Source organism: Streptomyces niveus (assembly GCF_001723055.1).
Lineage (GTDB): Bacteria > Actinomycetota > Actinomycetes > Streptomycetales > Streptomycetaceae > Streptomyces > Streptomyces niveus.
Genome location: NZ_MDCR01000140.1, coordinates 1 through 22,803, shown reverse-complemented (window position 1 = coordinate 22,803; position 22,803 = coordinate 1). Strand labels below are relative to the sequence as shown.

Below are 22,803 nucleotides of genomic sequence, written 5' to 3'. Positions count from 1 at the left end.
CGCGATCGGACCGCGCAGGCGCGGGGTCCGCAGCCCGATCGCGTGCACGCGGAAGGCGAACCGCTCGCCCGCGTCGGCGGCGGTCACCGTGCACCGCGTCGACCAGCGCGCCGGTCCGCGCTTGTTGTGACCGTCGAAGACCATCCCCACGTACGTCTCCCGGTCCGCGCCGCCGGTGCCGTGGACCGTCGCCCCGAGATTCTCCGGACTCCACCGGCCCGTCAGGGCGGGCCGGCTGACCTGCCCGTACACCGCCTCGGGGGAGGCGGCGACGACGATGCTGTCGGACACGGTGAACGTACGGGGCGTACGCGGCATGGGGGCTCCCGATCCTGTGCTCCGGACCCCGGCGGCGGTCGTGACGGCGGTCCTGACGGCCGACTCTAGGGGGTGCCGGCGAGAAGACGCAGCCCGCCCGCTCAGTTGACGGGCGCCCGGTGAAGCATCATCAGCAGTCGCCAAACCTGCCCGGCCACCTTGGCCGGCGGCGCGTCGATCAGCCCGTGCAGCCAGTCCGCCAGTACGCCGGCGAAGGACGCCGCGACCGCCGAGGCGATCAACTCCGGTTCGGGCGCGCCCGCCAGGGCCCGTTCCCTGCGGCTGTACTCCCGCAGCTCCCGGTGGAGCAGCTCGCCGAGCGGGCCGCTGCCGCCCGGCCGCAGCAGCGTGCGGTACAGGGCGGCGTGCGGCACCAGGCCGGTGAAGAAGGCCGTCAGGTCGGGCGGCGGCGACGCCGGGTCGGGCACACCGCGCCAGGCGTGCAGCGCGTCCACCGCCTCCCGGACGACCGTGGCGCACGCGTCGACGGCGAGCGCCTGGAGGTCCGCGTAGTGCAGATAGAACGTGGCCCGGCCGACGCCCGCCCGGCGCACCAGCGCGGCCACGCCCACCTGTTCGAGCGGGCGCTCCGCGCACTCGTCGAGGAGCGCCTGCCGCAGGGCGGCCCGGGTCCGGGCCGCCCTCGGGTCGCCCGGGGCGGCGGAGCCCGTCATCCCGCCGCCAGTACGAGGGCCAGCGCGATCGCGCCCGGCAGCGCCTGGGCGACCAGGATGCGGCGGTTCGCCGTGGCCGCGCCGTACAGCCCGGCGACTGTCACGCAGCTCAGGAAGAAGATCTGTGCGCGGTACCCGGTCGGGTCGCCCGCGATCAGGCCCCAGACCAGGCCGGCCGCCAGGAACCCGTTGTAGAGACCCTGGTTGGCGGCCAGGGACGCGGTGGCGCGGGCCATCTCGGCGTCGAAGCCGGACAGGCTCCGGCCGGGTCCGCGCTCCCAGAGGAACATCTCCAGCACCAGGAAGTAGACATGGAGGCCGGCCACGAGGGCCACCAGGATCTGTGCGGCGGTATTCACGGGGGCATCCTCGGGGCTCGGCATTCTGGACAGCTGTCCGTGAACTATAGACGCCTGTCCAGGAGTTGTGTCACCCGGGGGACTGTTCGCCGTCCGAACGACCGTGTCCCTTCTGCCGGTTGATGCCCGCCGAGAGCAACGCGTCCTCGCACCGGGCCACCGCCGTGTCACGCGACGGCACCTGCCGCCACGCGCCCGCGCCGTCCGTCCCGGAGCCCTCGTCGGCGTGCGGGGCCAGATCGCCGACCACCGTCACCTGATGTCCCCGCGCCGCCAGCCGGGTCAGCGCCTCCCGCAGCATGACCTCGGCGAAGGGCCGGACCTCCGACACCTCCTGCAGATCGAGCACCACCCAGCCGGGCTCCTCCGGGACGACGGTGCCGATGTCGTGCAACAGCCGTTCCACCTCGGTGAAGTCGAGGATCCCCTGCGCGGCGACGATCGCCACGTTGTCGCCCGCGCGCTCGATGATCTCCCGTTCGGCCTCGCTGCGCGGCCGGTCCGACGGCGCGGTCCGCGCGGTCTGGGCCAGCATCACGGTCGGCGCCGTCCGCGCTGACCTGCGCATCAGATGCAGGCCGAAGCGCGCCGACAACTCGCGCAGCACGGCCACGCCGCGTACCGGATTGCCCAGGGCGTCCAGCGGCGGGCTGTGCACCGCCATCCCGAACCGCGCCGGACTCGCGGCGATCAGCCCGCCCGACACCCCGCTCTTCGCCGGCAGCCCCACCCGTAGCAGCCAGTCACCCGACGCGTTGTACATCCCGCAGGAGGCCATGACCGCGAGCACCTGCACGGCCACCGGCTCGGGCACCACCGTCTCGCCGGTGGAGGGATTGACGCCGCCGTTGGCCAGCGTCGCGGCCATCAGCGACAGATCGGCCGTCGTCACGCGCACCGAGCACTGGCGGAAGTACGTCTCCACGCCCCTCGGGTCGCCGGGCAGCGACCCGGCCCCGCGCATCAGATACGACAGGGCCCGGTTGCGGTCGCCGGTCTCGGACTCCGAGGCGTGCACCCGCTCGTCCACGTCCAGTCGCCGCCCCGCGAACCGGCCCAGACAGTCGAGGATCCGCTCGAACCGCTCCTCCTCGTCCGCACCCGGCACCAGCGCGGTCGTGACGATCGCCCCCGCGTTGATCATCGCGTTCGCGGGCCGCCCGGTGCCCGGCTCCAGGCTGATCGCGTTGTACGCCTCGCCGCTGGGCTCCGCGCCGACCCACCGGGTCACCTCGTCGAGTCCCAGCTCGGCCAGGACCAGCGCGTACACGAACGGCTTCGACACCGACTGGAGGGTGAAGGGCATGTCGACGCCGCCCGACCAGTAGTGGTTGCCGCCCATGCTGGTCAGCGCGATACCGAAGGTGGCCGGGTCGGCGGTGGCCAACTGCGGGATGTACGAGGCGACTTCACCCTCGTCCAGGGTGGCGAGCCGACGCTGGAGTTCCACCAGCGCGTCGGTGACGACATCGGTGGCCGGGACGGGTGTCATGGACGACCTCCAGTGGGGCTGTGTGCGACCCGCGCCGGGGCAAGCCGAAGCCCCCGGGCGCGGACTCGGTCATCCGCGCCCGGGGGCTCCTGCCGGCGTTCCCGTGAGGGCGCTCGGAGTTGGCACTGATCACCCTGGCAGCCGGGGCGATCACGTCCGGGGAGGCCGCGCCGTCACGTCCAGGGTGTCACCAGATGGACTCGACCCATTCGGGGTGATCGATGAACGGGTTGCGGTTGTGCTGGAACTGGCTGTATATCAGCTCGTTGCGGCGCTTCTCGAAGGTGTCCGGCGGGTCCTCGTCGTTCCACTGCTTCAGCACGGACAGCCGGCCCATCAGGGGGGACGAGCCGTTGTTGACGCGGTCGTTCGGTTCGAGGTCGGCGAAGGAGTCGTTGCCCTCGTAACGGACCGCCATGTAGAGGATCATGCGGGCGACATCGCCCTTGACCGCGTCGCGCGGCTCGTAGGAGTCGCTGTCGGTGAGGTTCCCGGGGGCGCCGCTGACCGGGCTGCCGCCGTTGTCGAAGTCCTTGTTGCCACGGATGCCGTTGACCTGGACGTCCTCCGGGCGCAGATGGTGGAGGTCGGTGCCGGGGCCCTGCGAGGTACCGAAGTCGCCGTGGGACTGGGCCCAGACGTGCTCGCGGTTCCAGTCGCCGACGTTGCCGCCGTTCTTCGACTTCGCGCGGGAGAGGCCGCTGTAGAGGAGGACCACGTTGGCGGAGTTGGCCGGGTCCTGGTCCGTGACCTTGAGCGCCTCCCAGACGCCGCTGTACGAGAGCTTCGTCTGGTTGCGGATGATGCCGTGCAGCGCGGTCTGGAGCGCGGGCCCGGTCTTGCCGATCGCGCCCTGGTAGTACGTGTCGTCCAGCGCGGCTGTTCCGGAGGCGGCCGGGGGTGTGGCGGCGGGAGCGGCGGCGGCGCTGCCGGCCAGCACCGCGGCGGCGGCGCACAGGGCCAGCACCGGCCGCAGGGCGGGGAGGTGACGACGGGACATATGGGGGTGCCCTCTCGATCGGGAGATCACCGCGCGTAGATCCGATGGGTTGAACGGGTCACGCACGGCGGTCAACGGCGATGTGACGTTTCCGCAGGAGCCTTCCACAGCGGCTGTGACGCTGGGGTGAATGCTCCGCGTCCATCATGTGCAGGTCAAGAAGCGGGCCCATGACGGGAGTTGGGTGGAGGGTGAGGCGCGCAGCGCGCGTTCACATGGATGGGCCGAAAACACGGTGTTGAAGTTTTTGGTCCATACCAACTCCTTGACGGGCATCCCCTGGCTGCCTTAAATCAAGCAGTGAAATAAGCGCCGCGAGCGCTTCGTCTCTCAGCTGTACCTGTCATGCGCATGCCCCCCACGCAAAGCGATGTGATGACCGTGACCGTGCAAATCTCCTGGCGGCGCCGTACGGCGCTGTACACCCTCGCACTGCTGTGCGCCTCCGGAGCCGTGGCCGCCGTGCCCGCCGGAGCCTCCGCCGCGCCGGACCCCCACTCCGCCGCGGCACCCGCAGCCGTCAAGTTCGAGGACAACTTCGACGGCCCCGCCGGATCGGGCGTCGACGGAAGCAAGTGGCAGATCGAGACCGGCGACAACGTCAACAACCACGAACGGCAGTACTACACGTCCGGGAACAACAACGCCCAACTCGACGGGCAGGGCAATCTCGTCATCACCGCCCGCAAGGAGAACCCCGGCGACTACCAGTGCTGGTACGGCCGGTGCGAGTACACCTCCGCCCGCCTCAACACCTCCGGCAAGTTCGACTCCGCGTACGGCCGGGTCGAGGCCCGCATCAAGATCCCGCGCGGGCAGGGCATCTGGCCCGCGTTCTGGGCGCTCGGCAGCGACATCGGGCAGGTCGGCTGGCCCAACAGCGGTGAGATCGACGTCATGGAGAACGTCGGCTTCGAGCCGAACACCGTCCACGGCACGCTCCACGGCCCGGGCTACTCGGGCGCGGACGGCATCGGCGCCGGCTACAGCCTGCCCAACGGCGAGGCGTTCGCGGACAACTTCCACACCTTCGCCGTGGACTGGGCGCCCGACTCGATCAAGTGGTCGGTGGACGGCAACGTCTACCAGACCCGTACTCCCGCCGACCTCGGCGGCCGGCAGTGGGTGTTCAACAAGCCGTTCTTCCTGATCCTCAACCTCGCGGTCGGCGGCTACTGGCCGGGCGACCCCGACGGCAGCACGGTCTTCCCGCAGCAACTGGTCGTCGACTACGTACGCGTCAGCGACTAGGCCGTGTCCTCGAAGTCCCGCCCGGCCCGCGGGCGGACGGCGCCACTTCGAGGACACGCCTAGCCAGTTTCCGCTCCGCGGGTGCCGGACGGACCGCCTCCGGCGGCGCCGTCCGGCACCCGCGGACGATCCGCCCACCGGGGCGCCCCCGGTGGGCCCTCCCAGAAGTGGACGGTGACCTCGCATGACCGGCTCGTATCTGCCTTTCAAGCACCTCAGACCGCTGGCCCTGCTGGCCATGCCCCTGGTGGCCGTCGCCTCGACCATGAGCGCGACGCCCGCGACCGCCGCCGTCGCGGCCGTCGGCACCATCACCGGCATCGGCGGCAAGTGCGTGGACGTGGCGGGCGCCAACCCCGCCGACGGCACGGCCGTTCAGCTGTACGACTGCAACGGCAGCGGCGCCCAGCAGTGGGACGTCGCCTCCGACGGCACGATCCGCGCGCTGGGCAAGTGTCTGGACGTCAAGGACAACGGCACGGCGAACGGTTCCGTCCTCCAGCTCTGGGCGTGCTCCGGAGCCGCCAACCAGAAGTGGACCGTCTCCGCGGCCCGCGACATCGTCAACACCCAGGCGGACAAGTGCCTGGACGCCACCGGCAACAGCTCGGCCAACGGCACCAGGCTCCAGCTGTGGACCTGCACCGGTGCCGCGAACCAGAAGTGGACCGCCCCCAGCGGCGGCGGCAACCCCGACCCCGGCGGCGCGCCCATGGCCGTCGCGCCGTACATCTACAACGGCTGGGGCAGCCCGCCGAGCCCCACCACCGTCCAGAACGCGACCGGCGTCAAGTGGTTCACCCTCGCGTTCGTCCTGAGCAACGGCTACTGCAACCCGCAGTGGGACGGCAGCCGCCCGCTGACCGGCGGCGTCGACCAGCAGACCGTCAACACCGTGCGCGCCGGCGGCGGCGACGTCATCCCGTCCTTCGGCGGCTGGAGCGGCAACAAGCTGGAGAGCTCCTGCGGCAGCGCGGGTGAGCTGGCCGCCGCGTACCAGAAGGTCATCAACGCGTACGGCCTGAAGGCGATCGACATCGACATCGAGGCCGCCGCCTACGACAGCCCCACCGTCCAGCAGCGCACCGTGGACGCGCTCAAGACGATCCGGGCCAACAACCCCGGCATCAAGATCTACATCACCTTCGGCACCGGCCAGAACGGCCCCGACACCAGCCTGATCAACCGCGCGGCCTCCTCCGGCCTCACCGTCGACAGCTGGACGATCATGCCGTTCAACTTCGGCGGCAACGGCCAGAACATGGGCACCCTCTCCGTCCGCGCGGCCGAGGGTCTGAAGACCGCTGTCAAGAACGCCTACGGCTACGGCGACGACGAGGCCTACCGCAAGACCGGCATCTCCTCGATGAACGGCGTCACCGACGTCGGCGAGACCATCACCGTCGCCGACTTCCGCACGATCCTCGCCTACGCGCAGCAGCGTCACCTCGCCCGGCTGACCTTCTGGTCCGTCAACCGCGACCGGCCCTGCACCGGCGGCGGGGCCGACACCTGCTCCGGCGTCGGCCAGGCGAACTGGGACTTCACCCGCGTACTGGCGCAGTACCGGGGCTGACTCACCCGCTCCCCAAAGGCCCGTACCGGCCACCGCTCCGGACACCGTTCCCCCGACGGTGCCCGGAGCGGTTCGCGTGTACGGGTCCGGCAGGGCGGCGTATTCGAATGGGGGTCATCCTCCTCCCGCATGATCGAAGGCCCCGCGCCGCGAAGGCTGTTGGAATCGGATCCGTAGCGTCGTGATTCCGTGCGGAGGGGATGGCAGTGAGCGAGGAGCACCTTGCGGAGCCCGTCGACGACGGAGGGCACGACGCGGTCGGTGAGGACCGGCGCACCGTCGTCGTCACCGGCGGCACGAGCGGCATCGGCGCGGCCGTCGCCGAGCGGTTCGCCGCCGCCGGCGCCCGCGTGATCGCCGCCGGGCTCGACACCGCCGGCGCCGCCGGGCGACTGCCCGAATCGGTCCGCCGGGTCGAGATCGACCTGACCCACGCGCGGGACCTCGAGGACTTCATCGGCGGTGTCGAACGGCTTGACGTCCTCGTCAACGCCGCCGGTGTGATCGCCCGGGGCCACGAGTACGAGCCCGAGGTCTTCGCCCACGTGGTCGACGTCAACCTCACCGGCACCATGCGCGCCTGCGTCGCCTCGCACGACCTGCTGCGCCGCTCGGGCGGCTGCATCGTCAACGTCGCCTCCATGCTGAGCTTCTTCGGCGGCCCCCGGGTCCCCGCGTACACGGCCAGCAAGGGCGGCATCACGCAGCTCACCAAGGCCCTCGCCGTGGCCTGGGCGCCGGACGGCATCCGCGTCAACGCCGTCGCGCCGGGCTGGATCCGTACGGCCCTGACGGCCGGTCTGCGGACCGACGAGGCGGCGGCCCGGCGGATCATCGAGCGCACCCCGATGGGGCGTTGGGGCGAGCCGGCCGACGTGGCGGGCGCCGTGACGTTCCTCTGCGGCCGAGACGCGCGCTTCGTCACCGGGGCCGTACTCCCGGTGGACGGCGGCTATCTCGCCGCCTGAGCCCCGGCGTCCCAGTGCCCCGATGCCCCAGCGCCTCAACCCCCGAGCCCCCTGGAGGAGCACCATGACCGACCGCCAAGGCCCCGTCATCCCGCTGTCCACGATGGTCCCGGAGGAGATCGCCGTCGCGGCTCTCCCCGACGACGACCGGATCTGGGTGCCGCAGGCCCCCGACGTCTGGTTCCGACCCCTGATGTTCAACACCGTCACCGGGCAGTGGTGCAATCTGCTCAAGGTCACTGCGTCGGGGATCGTTTCACGCCACCGCCACCCCGGAGTCGTCTTCGGCTACGTCATCAAGGGCAAGTGGCACTACCACGAGCACGACTGGGTCGCCGAGGCCGGACACTTCGTCTACGAGCCTCCGGGGGAGATCCACACCCTCGCCGTACCGCCGGACTGCGACGAGATGATCACGTTCTTCAACATCACCGGAGCGATGGCCTACGTGGACGACAACGGTGTCCAGACCGGCTACGAGGACACGTTCACAAAGATCGACATGTGTCGTGCCCACTACACGGAAAATGGCCTCGGCGCCGACTACGTGAATCGGTTCATTCGCTGAGAAACCCTCCCTGGCCTCCGTGACCTGCGGGGTAGGCTCCCTGCCCTAGGTGAAGACCTGGTGACAAGGGACGGGGACAATATGGACATCGGGAGCGTGTACCACTACCGGATCGACTGGATAGCCAGCTTCGTGGCCGTGGCCCACCACGGCGGATTCTCCGCCGCGGCGAAGGCCCTCTACCGCTCACAGCCAAGAGTCAGCAGTCACGTCGCCGAGCTGGAACGGCTCCTCGGCACCCGTCTGCTCGACCGCTCCGTGCAGCCCGCGGTCCTCACCCCCGAGGGCCGCGGGCTGCTGCCGCACGCCGAGGAGATCCTGCGCAGGCTCAACGTCCTGGCCGATCTCACCGGAGGGACGATTTCCGGACAGGTCAGACTCGGGGCGTACCCCAGCGCGGCCTCCTACCTCTACCCGCTGGCCGTACGCGCCCTGCGGGTCACCCACCCCCAGGTGCGCCTCGTGCTGCGCGAGGGACCGAGCGTCGCGCTCGGCGCCGATCTCGTCAGCGGCGACCTGGACCTCGCGATCCGCCCCCTGCACCCGCTCATCAACTCCGACCTGGTCGCCAGCCGGGTGCTCTGGCGCGAACCCCTGGTCGCCGTCTTCCGCGCCGACCATCCACTCGCGCACGCCGGTTCCGTACGCCTGGCGCAGACCGCGATGCTTCCCGTGATCAGCATCGGCGAGAGCGGCGAGGGCCAGGCCCGCCAGTACGAGACGAACCTCGCCTTCGCCAACGCCGGTCTCAACCCGGTCATCGCGGCCCAGACCAACCAGCCCCAGACCCTGATCTCCCTGGTCCGCCACGGACTTGGCGTCGGCGTCACCAACAGCCTCGCCATGACGACCGCCAACACGGAGGGCGTGGCGCTCGTCCCCATCTCCGATCCGCAGTGCGAGCGTGCCGTCGCCGCCTGGTGGCGCGCCGGACCGGTCGTCTCGCCCGCCGTCGAGGCCGTACGCGAGGTCATCGGGAAGCTGCCGATGCCGCGGTGGCCGTGGGGCGAGGACGCCGGCAGCGTACGCACGGAAAAGGCCGGCCGATGAAATCCGGGACCGCCCGCCGTACGCACCGTCCGGCGCCCGCCATTCGTTCTCCGAATGCCTCACCTCCGGAATCCGAATTACCCCAACTGCCCCCGGCGGATTACGACAGCCGCTGAGTACCGGGCGGATTGGGCGCTTCGAGTATTTCCCGCAACAGCGTACGCGCCGCCGGAATCAGCGGCCTGTTCGCATCCCAGTGCACCGCCACCCGGCGCCCGCACGGGGCGTCGAGCCGTCGTACCGTCACGTCCCGGGTGTCGGCCGTCGACACCGCGAGATGGTTGGTCACCCCCACCCCGAGCCGGCTGCGGACGAGCGAGACGAGCGTCTGCGGCTGGTTCGTCGCCTGTACGGCCTGCGGCTCGAAACCATGCTCCCGGAAGACCTTGTACGTCTCGAAACCGGGCACGTCCGGCGAGCCGAGGCGCCCGATGGTGATCAGCGGATACGCCGCGACGGCCGCCACCGGAAGGGGGTCGGGCAGCTCGTCCAGCGGATGCCCGAGCGGCAGGACGACGGCCAGGGACTCCTGCCACAGCGCCCGCAGCCGCACCGTGTCACCGACCGGCGGAGCCATGGGCCGCAGGTAGATGTCTATCTCGCCGTGCGACAGCGCCGAGTCCAGCTCCAGCGTGGAGCGTTCGACGAGCACCACCTTGATCGCCGGCCGGGTCACCGCGAGATGCTCCAGCAGACCGGGCACGAACGCGGCGCTCGCGCTCGGGTAACTCCCCAGCGTCACCACACCCCTGGCCGAATCGCGACGGGTGGCCATCGCCTCCTCCGCGGTCCCCAGCCGGTACAGGATCGCGCGGGCGTGACCGGCGAGCACCTCGCCGGCCTCCGTCAGCCGTACCGGCCGCTTGCTCCGGTCGAAGAGCGGCACACCGGCCTCCCGCTCCAGCGCCGCCACATGCATGCTCACCCGCGGCTGGGAACGGTGAACGGCCTCGGCGGCGGCACTGAAACTCCCCGTGTCGATGACTCCGAGGAATGAGACAAACCATTCGAGACGAACTTCTGGTCGCAGCATGCCCCTTGCTGTACGCGAGCCGACAGCGGGCAACAAGGCCCGTCCCGCGAAGCGAATGAGCCGCAATCCGTTTTCCGAATACCCGTATGTGTAACTCGCCCTTCACGCCGGGGACAACGGGCTCATACGCTCACGCCACTACCGGGATCCACCAGGAGCCCCCACCTCCGTACCCGGCGACCGATGACTCCTGCCACTGCTCACGTGCACGGACGACGCACGTTCGAGGAGCATTCATGACCGCAACCCCACCAGTCCCGCCGACCCCGGCGGGACGTGTCAGATGGACCATGATCTGGCTGGCCTTCGGGGCCGTCACCATCAACTACATGGACCGCGCCAATCTCGGTGTGGCCCTTCCCTACATAACCAAGGACCTGGACCTCTCCAAGACCGCGACCGGACTGCTGCTCGGCGCGTTCTTCTGGACGTACGCGGCGTTCCTGCCCGGCGCCGGCTGGCTGGTCGACCGCTACGGCCCGCGCCGGATGATGGCCTTCGCCGTCGCCGCCTGGTCGATCGCGACCATGCTGGTCGGCGCGGTCACCGGATTCCTGGTCCTGCTGCTCGTACGTCTGGTGCTCGGAGCCGTCGAGTCGCCCGCGTACCCGTCCAGTTCACAGATCGTCTCGCGCTGGTTCCCGGTGCGTGAGCGCGGCATGGCCGCCTCGATCTTCGACAGCGGCGGCCGGGCGGGCACCGCCTTCGCGCTGCCCATCACCACGGTGGTGATCGCCTGGCTCGGCTGGCGCGGCTCGTTCGTCGCCGCCGGAATCGTCGGTCTCCTGTTCACCGCCTTCTGGCTGAAGTTCTACCGGGACCCCGACGAACACCCGAAGCTGGGCGCCGAGGAGCGCGCCTACATCCGGGACGGCGGCGCCAACGCGACCAGTTCGACGGTGCCCGCCATGCCCTGGAGGGAGTTGTTCCGCTACCGCACGGTGTGGGGCATGGTCCTGGGCTTCTTCTGTCTGTCCTTCGTCCTGTACTTCTTCATCACCTGGTTCCCGTCGTACCTGGTCGACGAGCGGGACTTCGACCTGCTCAAACTCGGCTTCTTCGGCATGATCCCGGCGCTGGTGTCGATGCCGGCGCAGTGGGCCGGCGGCTGGGTGCAGACCCGGCTGATCAACCAGGGCCACACCGTCACGTACGCCCGCAAGTTCCCCATCGTCGTCGGGCTGATCCTCTCCTCGGTGATCGTGCTCGCCGGCGTCGTCGACAGCGCCTACGTCGCGCTCGCGCTGCTCGCCGTCTCCCAGGCGTCGCTCTGCTTCGCCGCGTCGAGCCTGTGGGCGCTGCCCGCGGACGTCGCGCCGACCCCGGCCAACGTCGGTTCGCTCGCCGGTATCCAGGGCTTCGCCTCCAACGCGGCCGGCGCGCTCAGCCCCGTCGTGGTGGGCGTCCTGCTCGACGCCTTCGGCGGCTCGTACTTCGTCCCGCTCGCCGTGGCCGCCGGTGTCTCCCTGCTCGGCGCACTCGTGTACGGCGTCGTCATGAAGCACGTCGTGCCGCTCGGCACCGAGCCGAAGAAAACGGTCAAGGGCGTGCCCACGGCGCCCAAGAGCCCGGCCTGACCGCCAGCACACCCCAAGCCCCGCACCTGTTCCCCCGGAAATCCGTATCCCGGAACCCGGGACAAAGACTGGAGAACCCATATGACCAGCTACTCCGAGGCGACCCTTGAGGCCTACCGGTCCCTTGCCACCGCGTCGGTCGCGGACGCCGTCGAACAGCACGGCGTCCGCGGCTATCTCGAAGGAGCGGTCCACCAGGTCGTACCGGGCGCGCGGACGCTCGCCGGTCCGGCGGTGACGGTACGCGAGGTGCCGGACCCGGAGCTGGAGCCGCCGGTGCACGCGCTGGCCGCGATAGACGAGTCCCCGGCCGGCAGCGTCGTGTGCATCGACGCGGGCGCCGCCGACGTCGCCGTGTGGGGCGGGCTGATGACGGCGGGCGCGGTGGCCAGGAAACTGGCCGGCTGCGTCCTGGACGGCGGGGTGCGCGATGTCACCGAGATCCGCCGGGACTTCCCCGACTTCCCGGTGTACGCGCGGCACGCCGTACCCGCCACCACCCTGGGGCGCTACCGCACCGTCTCGCTCAACGAGCCCGTCGTCCTCGGCGGCGTGACGGTACGTCCGGGAGACCTGATAGTCGCCGACCGCGACGGTGTCGTCCGCGTCCCGCAGGGGCTCGTCAGCGAAGTCCTCGCCACCGCGCAGGACATCGAGAACCGAGAGAAGGAACAGACCGCGCTGATCCTGTCGTCGGGATCACTGCGGGACGGCCTCGCCAAGTACAACCGGATCTGACGCGATGCCCGGCACCTACCCATCCGTGCTGGCCATGGGGGAGCCCCTGCTCGAGTTCAACGCCGCAGCCGAGGGAACGCTGGAGAGTTCCACCGCCTTCCACATCGGCTTCGGCGGCGACACCTCCAACATGGCGATCGCCGCCTGCCGTTCGGGCGCGAGCACCGGCTATCTCACCCGTGTCGGCGACGACGCCTTCGGCCAGGCGCTGGCCGAGCTGTGGCGCCGGGAGGGAGTCGACACCACCCATGTCGTCACCGAACCCGGCGGCGCGACCGGCATCTACTTCATCACCCGGCACGGCGACGGGAAGCACGCCTTCACCTATCGCCGCGCCGGGTCACCGGCGAGCCGCCTGACCGCGGACGACGTACCGCTGGGCGCGGTCGCCGCCGCCCGGCTGCTGCACATCAGCGGCATCACCCAGGCCCTCAGCCCCTCGGCCTGCGACGCGGCCTTCTACGCGATGGAGACCGCCCGCGCGCACTCCACGCTCGTCTCGTACGACCCCAACCACCGGCCCGCCCTGTGGCCGCCCGCGCGCGCCCGCGCGATCGTCATGCGCAGTGCCGAGCTGGCCGACATCGTCCTGCCCAACCTGGACGAGGGCCGGCTGCTCACCGGCGTACATCAACCGGCCGACGTACTCGCGGAGTTCGCCGCGCGCGGGCCCGCGATCGTCGCCCTGAAGATGGGCGCCGACGGTGTGCTGCTCGGCACCGAAGGTCGTACCACCCATGTCCCGGCTCACCGGGTCGTCCCCACGGACGCGACCGGCGCGGGCGACACGTTCGACGGCGCCTTCGCGGCGCGGCTGCTCGACGGGGACTCCCCGCTGGAGGCCGCGCGTTACGCGGTGATCGCGGCGGCGCTCACGACGACGGGCCACGGCGCGGTGGGCCCGATTCCGACGGCGGACGCCGTGCGTCAGGCGGGTGCTGCCTAGGATTTCCGCAGACGCGACGCGCCGGACGGGCCCCTGCCCGTCCGGCGAACGTCGTTTCGGGGGCGGTCAGTTGGTGGTCGCGTGCGAGGTGCCGGCGGAGGAGTGGTGCCGGGCCAGGATGCCCTCGACGATCGTCATCAGCCGGTCCCCGGTCCGGTCGACGCTGCCGTTCTGCGTGCTGACCTGCGCGCCTTCGAGGACGAAGGTGATCTCGGCGGCGGCCTGCTCCGGGTCGGGCAGCCCGGCCCCGACGCACATGCCGACCAGCCTGCGCGTCTGGAGCGCCTTGTGCCGCTCGATCACCTGCCGCGCGGGATGGGCGTGGTCGGGCAGTTCGGCCAGGGAGTTGATGAACGGGCAGCCCCGGTGCGAGACCGCCGGCAGCCCCTCGGCGATGAAGCGGGCCAGAGCCAGGATCTGCTCCCCGGGCCGCCCGGGGTGTTCGGCCTCGACCCGGTCGAAGGCCGCCTGGTACTCGGCGGCGACGATCCGCAGCCACTCCGCGACCAGCGCGTCCTTGGTGTCGAAGTGCCGGTAGATCGCCATCTTCGTCGTCTCGGCCTTGTCGGCGATCGCCTGCACGCCCACCCGCCGGATCCCCTCGCTGAGGAAGAGCTCCTCCGCCGCGTCGAGAATGCGCTCACGGGGCGGCAGTTTGGCCACTCTGCTCGGCCTGCCGACGGTCGATGTCATGACGGATCCCCTCGCTCTCCCCGTCACGATACCAGTCCGTGCCACTCGATACCGTTGGGTATCGTCAGGTACCCAACGGTATTCTTCGAGTCGCCGGGAGTGACAGTGAGAGTGAACGAGTACGTGCGCCACGACGCGGTCGGGCTGGCGGAGCTGGTGGCAGCCGGCGAGGTGACCCCCGCCGAACTGGAATCAGCCGCACGCGAGGCCGCGTCGGCCGTCCACGCGCGCATCAACGCCCTCGTGGAGACCTGGCCGACCGACGACAGGCCCGCCCCCGGCAGCGCACCACTGGCGGGAGTCCCCTTCCTGATCAAGGACATCGGGGTCGCCATGGCCGGCCGGCGTATGGAGCTGGGCAGCCGCCTCGCGGCCGGCCAGGTCGCCGGCGCCGACTCCCACCTGATGCGGCGCTTCCGCCGCGCCGGCCTCGTGACCTTCGGCCGTACGGCCACACCGGAGATGGCCTACAGCCTCACCACGGAACCGGTGCTGTACGGCGCCACCCGCAACCCGTGGCACCCGGAGCTCAGCGCGGGCGGATCCAGCGGCGGCTCGGCCGCGGCCGTCGCCGCCGGGGTGGTTCCGCTCGCGCACGCCACCGACGCCGCCGGCTCGCTGCGCGTCCCGGCAGCCCACAACGGCCTGTTCGGCCTCAAACCCACCCGGGGCCGGGTCTCCATGGGGCCCGACTTCGACGAGCTGTACAACGGCCTGGCAGTGCAGGGCTGCGTCAGCCGCACCGTGCGCGACAGCGCGGCGCTGCTGGACGCGATACGCGGTCCGGAGCCGGGTGACCCCTACTTCGCCCAGGAGCCGGCCCGGCCGTACGCGGAGGAAGTCACCCGGCCCCCGGGATCGTTGCGCGTCGGTGTCCTCACCCAGGCGTGGGGCGGGCGCCGTACCACCGCACCGGTGGCCGACGCGCTCTCCCGCACCGTGCGGCTGCTCGAAGCCCTCGGTCACCGGGTGACGGAGTCCGAAGTCGGCCTGGGAGCCGACTGGGAGGACTTCGTGCTGGCCAACGCCCGTCTGTGGACGGCGAATCTCACGGCCTCGGTCGACGCCCTGGCCGCCGCGTTCGGCCGGCCCGTCGACCACTCGACCCTCGAACCGGTGACCCTCGCCGGCTACCACTACGGGCAGCGGGTCGGCGCCGCCCAGTTCGTCACCGCTCTCGCGATCCGCAACACCGTCGCGCGAAGCCTGGCACGGTACTTCGACACGTACGACATCCTGCTCACCCCGACCCTGCCGGAGCTTCCCCCGCCCCTGGGCGCCTACGGCGAGGACGCGGGGACACTGGACGGCCTCGGCTGGATCGCCCGCGTCCTCGACCGCTCGCCGTTCACGGCGGCGTTCAACGTGGCGGGCACGCCCGCCATGTCCGTACCGGTGACGGCCGACGCCGCGACGGGACTCCCGATCGGAATGCAGTTCGCCGCCGGTCACGGGCTCGAAGGCCGTCTCTTCCGACTCGCGGGCCAGCTCGAACAGGCGAGCCCGTGGTCCGACCGGATCCCCGGGGTGTGGGCGGGCATTCTCACGAACCGCTGAGGCCGGCGCACAGGGGCCACGAACACGAGCCGCTCCCGGCCTTCGCGGTCGGGAGCGGCTCTGTCTCACGCGTCAGGGGCCTCGGTCCTACGGCGCCGCGTGCTCCGTGTGGGTCTTGTCGCCGACCGCGCCCGGCTTCCACGGCTTCGCCGTCCGGCCGTTCAGGTCCCACACGACCTCACCCGCGCGCACCGTCAGCTCCGTGACCAGCTTCTGCTTGCCGTCGACCCGCAGACCGAAGCTGTCCGTGTACCCGAAGGTGCCCTTGTCCAGATCGAAGACCGCGATGTCGGCGGGCGATCCGACGGACAGGTTGCCCAGATCCTTACGGCCCAGGGCCTGCGCCGGCTTCCAGGTGGACTCCTCGATGACGTCCTTGAGGGGCTGCCCCATCGCGAGGAACTTGGACATCACGTTGGACATGTCCTTCATGCCCGCGTTCATGCTGGTCACATGCAGGTCCGTGGAGATGGTGTCGGGCCAGAAGGCCTCCTTCTTCCCCTCCATGGCGACGTTCCAGTCGAAGCTCCCGCCGCCGTGCCCGACGTCGAAGAGCACGCCGCGCTCACGCCCCGCCGCCAGGGCGGGGTTCAGCTTGCCGTCCTCGCCCAGCTCGCCGCGGAGCCCGGAGTAGACGTGCGAGTAGATGTCGCCCGGCCGCAGCTTCTCGGTGAGCAGTTCCTCGATCGTCCGCTCCTTGGCCGACCCGAAGTCGATCATCGCCGGGATGCCCGCGATCTCGCCGGCCTCCACGGAACGCTCGACCGGCGCCCAGGACGGGCCTTCGTAGTGAGCCGTCTTGATGCCCCGGATGACCTCCGGATACTTCTTGGCGACCTTCGCGGCCTCCGCCGCGTTCATGTTGTCCAGGTCCTGCTCCTTGTCGCCGCCGGCCATGCCCTTGCCGACGATGTTCAGCATCGACAGCACCCGGGTCTTGGAGGTGTCGATGATGTTCTTCTTGAACAGCTCGAAGTTCTCCCAGCCCGCCGAGCCGGTGTCGAGCGCCGTCGTCACCCCCGACCGGAAGGTGAATCCGTCCGGCGGCAGACCGAGGACGCCGTCGGAGTACGCGTCCTCGGGCCCCCGGAACAGATGCGTGTGCATGTCGATCAGACCGGGGGTCAGATACTTCCCCTTGACGTCGATCGTCTGCTTGGCGCGGGACGGGTCGATCTTCGATCCGACGGCCGCGATCTTGCCGTTCTTCACGGCGATGTCCAGGACCTTGTCACGGTTGTTCTTGGGGTCGATGACATGGCCCCTGCGCAGCAGAAGATCGTAGGTGACCGCGGTGGGCGAGGCGTCCGACGCCCCGCCGGTGGCGCTGCTGGCGGCCGACGCACCCACCACGAGGGTGAGAACCGCGGGGAGCACGACCCAGGGGGCCCGTGTTCTCAGTGACATGCCAACCCCAATTTCGTCCGGTGACGCGAAGTACGAGCGGTGTGTGTGATGCGAGCGGTGGTGTGGTTCATCGCACGGCGATGCAGTCGATCTCGACGAGCGAGTCCCCGGGGATACCGGCCTGCGCGGCGATCGTGGTGCGTACGCCCGGCTCGGGTCCGAAGCGGCCCAGGAAGACGGCGTTCATCCCGTCGTAGTCGTCCAGGGAGTTGAGATAGACGTTGACCTTGAGCACCCGGTCCATGGACGAGCCCGCGGCCTCCAGATACTTCTCCACCTCGTCGAGCACATGCTCGGTGTGCGCGGTGATGTCGCCCTCGAAGTGCGCGCCGATACCCGAGATGAAGACCAGGTCGCCGTAGCTGACGACCGGGCTGAACAGCGGGTTCTCCGGCGGCTCGCCGCCGCCCGGGTAGTGGATCTCCTTCTCGGGCTTGTGCCGCTTGCGGTCCTCGGTGGCCTTGACGGCCAGCGCCGGGGTCGCGGCCACGGCCGCCACGACCGGAGCCTTGCGGATGAAGTCCCTGCGGTTCGTCACGTGTCCTCCTTCGTCCGTGCCCGCGCGCGTGCGCACGGGTGCGGAACGTCGATGGGATTGCTGAGAGGGGGAGTCGGGAGATGTACGGGTGCGGGGCTCAGCCGCCGCGCCTGGCCTGCCAGGTGGCCTTCAGGTACTCGCCCATGTTGAGTTCGCCGCCCATCGAGTCGCCCCGGAGCGTCCCGGTGAACGTGAAGTCGAGGGCGTCACCCGATGATTCGCTGAGCGTGCTGCGCACGGTCACCGTCTTGCCGCTGACCGAGCCGGTCGCCTTCCTGGACACGTACTCACCGGTGTGCGTACCGGTGATCTCCGCGCCGTCCTGCGCGAGTTCCAGCCGGTGAGCGGTCGAACTGCCCGCCAGGTACTGGATTTCGAGGGTCCACTTCCCGCTCACGTCGACCGACGGCGGACGCGGCGGCGCGGGCGGCGCGGGGGGATCGGTGAGTATCCGGACCAGCGCGTCGGCGATGATCTTCTCCTCGCCGGGCTGGAGCATGTACGGCGTGACCGAGACACCCGACCGCTCGGGGTCGTCGTCGCCGGCCGCGTTGATCGCGATGCGCTGCCTGGCCTCGTACAGCGTGTCGGCCACGGTCTTGCCCGACACACCGAGCTTTTTTTCGTTCCAGGTGATCGTGAGCGACGGTGTGCGGTTCGACAGGCCCTCCGGCTGGCTGACCTCAGTTTTTACACTGCCGATCGCGGAGACCCTGCGGGAGATGGTCTTCAGCCACGACTCCCACCGCGCGAACTCGGCGTCGTGGTCGCGCTGGACCCACATCTCGACGGCGGCCAGCATCCCCATGGCCTCTTCCTTGCCGACCTTGTAGCCGCGCCCGATGCCATGGTGGGGCGCGCTGCTGACCCACGCGGCGCGTACGAGATCCTCCCGCCCGAGCAGCAGGCCGGCCGACTGCGGGCCGCGGATGGCCTTGCCGCCGCTGTACGCGACGAGGTCGGCGCCGCGCTCCAGATGCACGTTGGGGATGGTCAGGATCTCGGCGGCGGCGTCGACCAGCACCGGTACGCCCTTGGGCCCGGCGATCGAGGCGATGACGTCCGTGGGGAGTTCGCTCTTGTCGACCCTGGGGCCCGCCATGATGTAGATGAGCGCGGTCTGCGGGCCGATGGCCGCCTTGAGTTCGTCCGGCGTCGACACCTCGACGACCTTCACCCCGACCGCGCTGACCGCGTTCTCGTACACGTTGCGCGAGTGGGCCGGGATGATCACTTCGGTCTTCTCGAAGCCCGTCAGATCGGGCAGCCGCACATGCAGATCGGGGTTGCCGCCGGAGACGCACGCCGTGGTGGCGTGCGTGAGCGCAGCATGACAACCCGAGGCGACCAGACCGTGCTCCGCCTTGGTGATCTTCGCCAGCCGCTTGCCCACCGCCTCGGCGAGTTCGTCCAGTTGTACGAACTGTCTTGCCGCAGCGTCTATCGCTTCCCGCACCTCGGGCAGCATCAGCGAACCGCTGATGACGGTGTACGTGCCACGCCCGTTGATCATCGGCCGTACGCCGATGCGTCCGTAGATGTCCTTGTCGGTCTTGCCGGCCGCTGCCGCCGTCCCCCCGGTGGACTGCGCCAGAGCCTCGGTCGCGCCGCCGAGCAGCGGCCCCAGCGAGAGGACACCGCCCGCCACCGCGCTGCGTTGCAGAATTGCACGACGGGAAAGAGCATTACTTGGCATTCCGGCTCCCGTGTCGCCTTGTGAGTCAATGTGCGGACCACGGTAAGGAGCCGGGAGGCAGGTGTTAAGCGCGTCTTCCAGATGACAGTATTCGTTTTACGGATCGGTGTCTGACCTGCGGTTTCAAATTAAACCGGGTCGACGTTGAACAATTTTCCGCCGGATTACGTAGGGAGTGGGGAGTGGGGTGGGAAGCGCACCGGATTTCCCTGCCGGGAACCGCGTGCAACCGTGCGAACGCACCGCGCGCAAGCCGGTGAAGACGGGCCCGGAGCCCGGCTCAGAGCGCCGGTTCCACTTCCAGGAAGCGCCGGCGGCGGGGGCCTCGGTAGAGCAGGGCCTCCCAGCCCAGCGGGGTCAGCACGGCGGCGCACGCGGTGAGTCGGCGCTCCTCGTCCTGGGCCGCGCCGCTGCCGTGCGGGCCGAGCCACTCCACCCGTACCGTCCCCGGTCGTTCGCCCCCGGCGACACGGAATCCCGCGGCCGTACGCCGCCCCTCGCCGTCGACCGCGGAGGGCGGGAGTCCCGCGGCCTCCAGCGCCAGGGCGACGGCGCGGACGGGCTGGTTACGCTCCCACTCGGCCGGAACGGCGGCGGGATCGGGGGCGGCGGTGTTGGTGAGGCGGCGGATCTGCGTCAGGCCGCCGAACGCGACCCGGACCTCGGCGGCACGCACCTCCGGCGGCAGGGACGAGGCCGGGCCGTCGCCGGTGGCGGCGGCGAAACCACCCGGCCGCCCCGCGTCCCCCTCGGCAGTCATGCCTGAAGCGTAGAGCCCTGAACAGCGAAAGAGGCCCCGACCGGACGGGGGAGACCGGTCGGGGCCGTACAGGCGGGGTGCGGGCGGCGGTCGCCTCGCGGCGATGGGCTCCACAGGGCTTCAGCCGAACGATCTTCCCTGTGGGCATTTCTTGATGGGGCCCGGGGACACTGTTCCGTCCACACCCACACTGCTGTCAACGGCTACCCGTCGAGGAATGTTCCCGTGCGACTCCGGCTGTCCCCTTCCCGCCGTGAAGCGGGCGCGCCGCGACTGTCAGTGGCGGGTGATAGACCGGGAGCTGTCGGCCGTCCGGCCGTACGTACGACCGGCAGCAGCGCACAGGAGGAGATCCCATGACCCCGACCCCCGCCCCGGTGCCCGCGCCTGTCCCGACCGGCAGGCTGCTGCGTACGGCCGACGGCGTCGACCTCGTCCTCACCCGTGGATTCGCCCTCCCGGTCGAAGAGGTGTGGGCGGCCCTCACCGAGTCCGCGCGTACCGCCCTGTGGTTCGGCCCGTGGGAGGGGGACGGCGGACCCGGCACCACCGCGCGCGTGCGGCTGCTCTTCGAGGAGGAGACGCCCTGGACCGAGCTGCGCGTCGAGGCCTGTGAGGCGCCGACCCGCCTGGTCGTCACGACGGTCGACGAGGCGGGCAGCTGGCGACTGGAACTGAAGCTGTCGGGGACGTCGGGCGACGGAACCGGCGCCGGATCGGACGCCACGGAGCTGACGTTCGTCCAGCACCTCAGTACGGAGGAGGGCGTCGGTGAGATCGGGCCCGGCTGGGAGTACTACCTGGACAAGCTCCGCGCCTCCCTGGACGGCGGCCCGCAGCCGGTGTTCGAGGACTACTACCCGGCACAGAAGGCGTACTTCGAGGATCTGACCGCCGAGTAGCCCCCCGCGCGCGCGGGCGCACCGACCGGTCACAGAGCCCAGTCGGCGGAGGCCGCCGAGGTCCGCGTACGGCCGAACTCCAGCGTCGTCAGGACCGCCTCCGACGGCAGGTCGAAGACCAGCCACCCACGCGCCGACCGGCCTGCGGCCAGCGGCACGGGCCAGGTCATCATCGGGCCCACCGTGAGGTCGGTCGAGGCGGGCAGCGGTACATGCCGGCGGCCGAGCGAGTCCACGGCCGTGAAGCTGTGCGCCACGTCGTGCCCGTACGGCCGCGCCCCCGCGTTGCTCACCTCGGCGCGGACGGCGACCCACTTCCGGCCCGCCTCGGCACGCGCCCCCGCGCCGGAGTCGGCGCCGACCCCGGCGCGACCGGCCGCGGCCCTGGACGCCTCGTCGACGACCGCGGTCACCGCCAGGGCCAGCATCGCCTCGTCGTGACCGTCGGGGTGGTTCACCAGGACGGTGTCGCCCAGCAGTACGGCGGTCCGGGCGGGCCGTACGGTCCGGGCTGAGCGCCCGTCGTCGGACTCGGTGTCCTGCGGCGCCGCCATACAGCCGGCGAGGGCGCACGCGGCACCGACGGCGACGGCGACAGCCGTCAGACCGAGGGGGCGGCGGCTCGATGAGCGTGTCATGAGCGAATGATGGAGCGCCCGATCGTGTGGACGGCGCTCATCCGCGGGTGTTTCTAGGACATCTTCTGTCCTAGACGCTGCCTACGTTGGGGGCTTCGCCTCAACACCCCACGAAGGAGCCCGTCATGAGCGTTCTCAGCGGCAACCAGCCCGAAGGCACCCCCACCTGGATCGAGCTCAGGACCCCCGACCGCGAGCGGGCACTCCCCTTCTACCAGGCGCTCTTCGGCTGGGAGTTCGAGCCGTACCCGACCGGCGACGCGGACGGCACCGTCTGTCTGCTGCGCGGCCGGCCGGTCGCCGGGATCGTCCCGGACGCGGACCGGACCGACGCGGTGTGGACCATGTACTTCGCCACCGACGACTGCGACGACGCGGCCCGGCGCGTCACGCGGGCGGGCGGCCGGCTGATCGAGGCGCCGGCGGACCTGGCCGATCATGCCCGTACCGCTGTCGCCGTGGACGCGGTCGGCGCCCGGTTCGGGCTGTGGCAGGGGCTCTCCCGGCTCGGCAGCGAGATCGTGAACGAGCCCGACTCACTGGTCCGCAACGACCTGGTCACCCCCGACCCCGAGCCGGCCCGCGCCTTCTACACGGCGCTGTTCGGCTTCACGCTGGACGGCAACGACGAAGTCCCCGAGCTCGACTTCACCTTCCTGCGCCGTCCCGACGGCCATGAGATCGGCGGGATCGTGGGCAGCGCCGACGTTCCCACGTCCGCCTGGGGCACGCTGTTCGCCGTGGCCGACACCGACGCCGTGGCCGCGCGCGCGACGGAGTCCGGCGGCTCGTCCACCGAGCCGGAGGACACCCCGTACGCGCGCATGTCCGCCGTCACGGACCCGTCGGGCGGGGTGTTCTCGGTGGGCACGGCCCCGTAGGGCCGCCCATGGGATCACTAGGGCCTGTCGTTTGGATCTTGCCGGGCTCGCGTGCCCCGGCACCGCGCCCCGCCGCGTTGTCGTCGGTCGGCATGGCTCCGCCATGCCTCCCTCCTCCGCCTTGCGATCCACGGCACCAGACCCCGCTCACTCATCCGGCCTGATCCAAACGACAGGCCCT

General features: G+C 70.7%; 23 protein-coding genes. 11 read left to right on the top strand and 12 right to left on the bottom strand.

The window, feature by feature from the left end; all coding sequences use genetic code 11:
- The 5 genes from BHU15_RS17895 to BHU15_RS17875 form a co-directional block, all read right to left on the bottom strand.
- A partial coding sequence (locus BHU15_RS17895) for an SRPBCC family protein (protein WP_141726837.1) occupies positions 1 to 318 on the bottom strand: 318 nt, incomplete at its 3' end.
- 101 nt (positions 319 to 419) lie between these two features.
- Entirely contained in the window at positions 420 to 992 is a 573-nt protein-coding gene (locus BHU15_RS17890) for a TetR/AcrR family transcriptional regulator (RefSeq protein ID WP_069628112.1), read from the bottom strand.
- Positions 989 to 1,351: a DUF1304 domain-containing protein gene (locus BHU15_RS17885; protein ID WP_069628111.1), complete on the bottom strand. Its 363-nt coding sequence runs from the start codon at positions 1,349 to 1,351 to the stop codon at positions 989 to 991. Before BHU15_RS17885 ends, BHU15_RS17890 begins: the two co-directional genes overlap by 4 nt.
- A gap of 70 nt (positions 1,352 to 1,421) precedes the next feature.
- Complete coding sequence (gene glsA / locus BHU15_RS17880) at positions 1,422 to 2,843, bottom strand: glutaminase A (RefSeq protein ID WP_069628110.1); 1,422 nt, start codon at positions 2,841 to 2,843, stop codon at positions 1,422 to 1,424.
- A 187-nt stretch (positions 2,844 to 3,030) separates the two neighbouring features.
- Positions 3,031 to 3,843, bottom strand: coding sequence for an endonuclease I family protein (locus tag BHU15_RS17875; RefSeq protein ID WP_023543645.1), 813 nt, complete (start codon positions 3,841 to 3,843; stop codon positions 3,031 to 3,033).
- A 345-nt stretch (positions 3,844 to 4,188) separates the two neighbouring features.
- Between BHU15_RS17875 and BHU15_RS17870 the strand changes: the two genes are divergently transcribed.
- The 5 genes from BHU15_RS17870 (at position 4,189) to BHU15_RS17850 (ending at position 9,256) form a co-directional block, all read left to right on the top strand.
- Positions 4,189 to 5,094 carry a glycoside hydrolase family 16 protein gene (locus tag BHU15_RS17870; RefSeq protein WP_069628109.1) on the top strand — a complete coding sequence of 302 codons (906 nt, stop codon included), beginning with the start codon at positions 4,189 to 4,191 and terminating at the stop codon, positions 5,092 to 5,094.
- A 238-nt stretch (positions 5,095 to 5,332) separates the two neighbouring features.
- Positions 5,333 to 6,670, top strand: coding sequence for a ricin-type beta-trefoil lectin domain protein (locus tag BHU15_RS17865; protein WP_376205101.1), 1,338 nt, complete (start codon positions 5,333 to 5,335; stop codon positions 6,668 to 6,670).
- Between the two features lie 200 nt (positions 6,671 to 6,870).
- Positions 6,871 to 7,638 carry an SDR family NAD(P)-dependent oxidoreductase gene (locus BHU15_RS17860; protein ID WP_069628108.1) on the top strand — a complete coding sequence of 256 codons (768 nt, stop codon included), beginning with the start codon at positions 6,871 to 6,873 and terminating at the stop codon, positions 7,636 to 7,638.
- Positions 7,639 to 7,702: 64 nt separating this feature from the next.
- Positions 7,703 to 8,206: a 2,4'-dihydroxyacetophenone dioxygenase family protein gene (locus tag BHU15_RS17855; protein WP_069628107.1), complete on the top strand. Its 504-nt coding sequence runs from the start codon at positions 7,703 to 7,705 to the stop codon at positions 8,204 to 8,206.
- A gap of 81 nt (positions 8,207 to 8,287) precedes the next feature.
- Positions 8,288 to 9,256, top strand: a complete 969-nt coding sequence (locus tag BHU15_RS17850; RefSeq protein WP_069628106.1) for a LysR family transcriptional regulator — start codon at positions 8,288 to 8,290, stop codon at positions 9,254 to 9,256.
- A 100-nt stretch (positions 9,257 to 9,356) separates the two neighbouring features.
- Here the strand turns inward: BHU15_RS17850 and BHU15_RS17845 are convergent, their stop codons facing one another.
- The gene (locus BHU15_RS17845; RefSeq protein ID WP_069628105.1) at positions 9,357 to 10,289 is read right to left on the bottom strand and encodes a LysR family transcriptional regulator; all 933 of its coding nucleotides are present in this window, start codon (positions 10,287 to 10,289) and stop codon (positions 9,357 to 9,359) included.
- Between the two features lie 236 nt (positions 10,290 to 10,525).
- Here BHU15_RS17845 and BHU15_RS17840 point away from each other — a divergent pair, with 236 nt between their 5' ends.
- The 3 genes from BHU15_RS17840 (at position 10,526) to BHU15_RS17830 (ending at position 13,550) form a co-directional block, all read left to right on the top strand.
- Positions 10,526 to 11,866 (top strand): MFS transporter, encoded by a 1,341-nt coding sequence (locus tag BHU15_RS17840; protein ID WP_069628104.1) that lies wholly within the window; start codon positions 10,526 to 10,528, stop codon positions 11,864 to 11,866.
- 81 nt (positions 11,867 to 11,947) lie between these two features.
- Positions 11,948 to 12,604: an RraA family protein gene (locus BHU15_RS17835; RefSeq protein ID WP_069628103.1), complete on the top strand. Its 657-nt coding sequence runs from the start codon at positions 11,948 to 11,950 to the stop codon at positions 12,602 to 12,604.
- Between the two features lie 4 nt (positions 12,605 to 12,608).
- On the top strand, positions 12,609 to 13,550 hold the full coding sequence (locus BHU15_RS17830; RefSeq protein ID WP_069628102.1) for a sugar kinase: 942 nt from the start codon (positions 12,609 to 12,611) through the stop codon (positions 13,548 to 13,550).
- 66 nt (positions 13,551 to 13,616) lie between these two features.
- On the opposite strand, the gene BHU15_RS17825 is transcribed toward BHU15_RS17830, so the two are convergent.
- Complete coding sequence (locus BHU15_RS17825; protein ID WP_069628101.1) at positions 13,617 to 14,243, bottom strand: TetR/AcrR family transcriptional regulator; 627 nt, start codon at positions 14,241 to 14,243, stop codon at positions 13,617 to 13,619.
- A gap of 105 nt (positions 14,244 to 14,348) precedes the next feature.
- Here BHU15_RS17825 and BHU15_RS17820 point away from each other — a divergent pair, with 105 nt between their 5' ends.
- Positions 14,349 to 15,800 carry an amidase gene (locus tag BHU15_RS17820; RefSeq protein WP_069628100.1) on the top strand — a complete coding sequence of 484 codons (1,452 nt, stop codon included), beginning with the start codon at positions 14,349 to 14,351 and terminating at the stop codon, positions 15,798 to 15,800.
- 87 nt (positions 15,801 to 15,887) lie between these two features.
- Here BHU15_RS17820 and BHU15_RS17815 read toward each other — a convergent pair whose 3' ends face one another.
- The 4 genes from BHU15_RS17815 to BHU15_RS17800 all read right to left on the bottom strand — a co-directional run bounded on the left by BHU15_RS17815 (position 15,888) and on the right by BHU15_RS17800 (position 20,201).
- Positions 15,888 to 17,207 carry an amidohydrolase/deacetylase family metallohydrolase gene (locus tag BHU15_RS17815; protein WP_069628099.1) on the bottom strand — a complete coding sequence of 440 codons (1,320 nt, stop codon included), beginning with the start codon at positions 17,205 to 17,207 and terminating at the stop codon, positions 15,888 to 15,890.
- A gap of 67 nt (positions 17,208 to 17,274) precedes the next feature.
- Positions 17,275 to 17,745 (bottom strand): RidA family protein, encoded by a 471-nt coding sequence (locus tag BHU15_RS17810; protein WP_069628098.1) that lies wholly within the window; start codon positions 17,743 to 17,745, stop codon positions 17,275 to 17,277.
- 97 nt (positions 17,746 to 17,842) lie between these two features.
- The gene (locus tag BHU15_RS17805) at positions 17,843 to 19,393 is read right to left on the bottom strand and encodes an aminotransferase class V-fold PLP-dependent enzyme (protein WP_255293137.1); all 1,551 of its coding nucleotides are present in this window, start codon (positions 19,391 to 19,393) and stop codon (positions 17,843 to 17,845) included.
- Between the two features lie 328 nt (positions 19,394 to 19,721).
- The gene (locus BHU15_RS17800) at positions 19,722 to 20,201 is read right to left on the bottom strand and encodes a hypothetical protein (protein WP_069628097.1); all 480 of its coding nucleotides are present in this window, start codon (positions 20,199 to 20,201) and stop codon (positions 19,722 to 19,724) included.
- 356 nt (positions 20,202 to 20,557) lie between these two features.
- Between BHU15_RS17800 and BHU15_RS17795 the strand changes: the two genes are divergently transcribed.
- Positions 20,558 to 21,103, top strand: coding sequence for an SRPBCC domain-containing protein (locus tag BHU15_RS17795; RefSeq protein ID WP_069628096.1), 546 nt, complete (start codon positions 20,558 to 20,560; stop codon positions 21,101 to 21,103).
- A 29-nt stretch (positions 21,104 to 21,132) separates the two neighbouring features.
- Here the strand turns inward: BHU15_RS17795 and BHU15_RS17790 are convergent, their stop codons facing one another.
- Entirely contained in the window at positions 21,133 to 21,741 is a 609-nt protein-coding gene (locus tag BHU15_RS17790) for a hypothetical protein (RefSeq protein WP_069628095.1), read from the bottom strand.
- Positions 21,742 to 21,866: 125 nt separating this feature from the next.
- Between BHU15_RS17790 and BHU15_RS17785 the strand changes: the two genes are divergently transcribed.
- The gene (locus BHU15_RS17785) at positions 21,867 to 22,622 is read left to right on the top strand and encodes a VOC family protein (RefSeq protein ID WP_069628094.1); all 756 of its coding nucleotides are present in this window, start codon (positions 21,867 to 21,869) and stop codon (positions 22,620 to 22,622) included.
- The last annotated feature ends 181 nt before the right edge of the window (positions 22,623 to 22,803 follow it).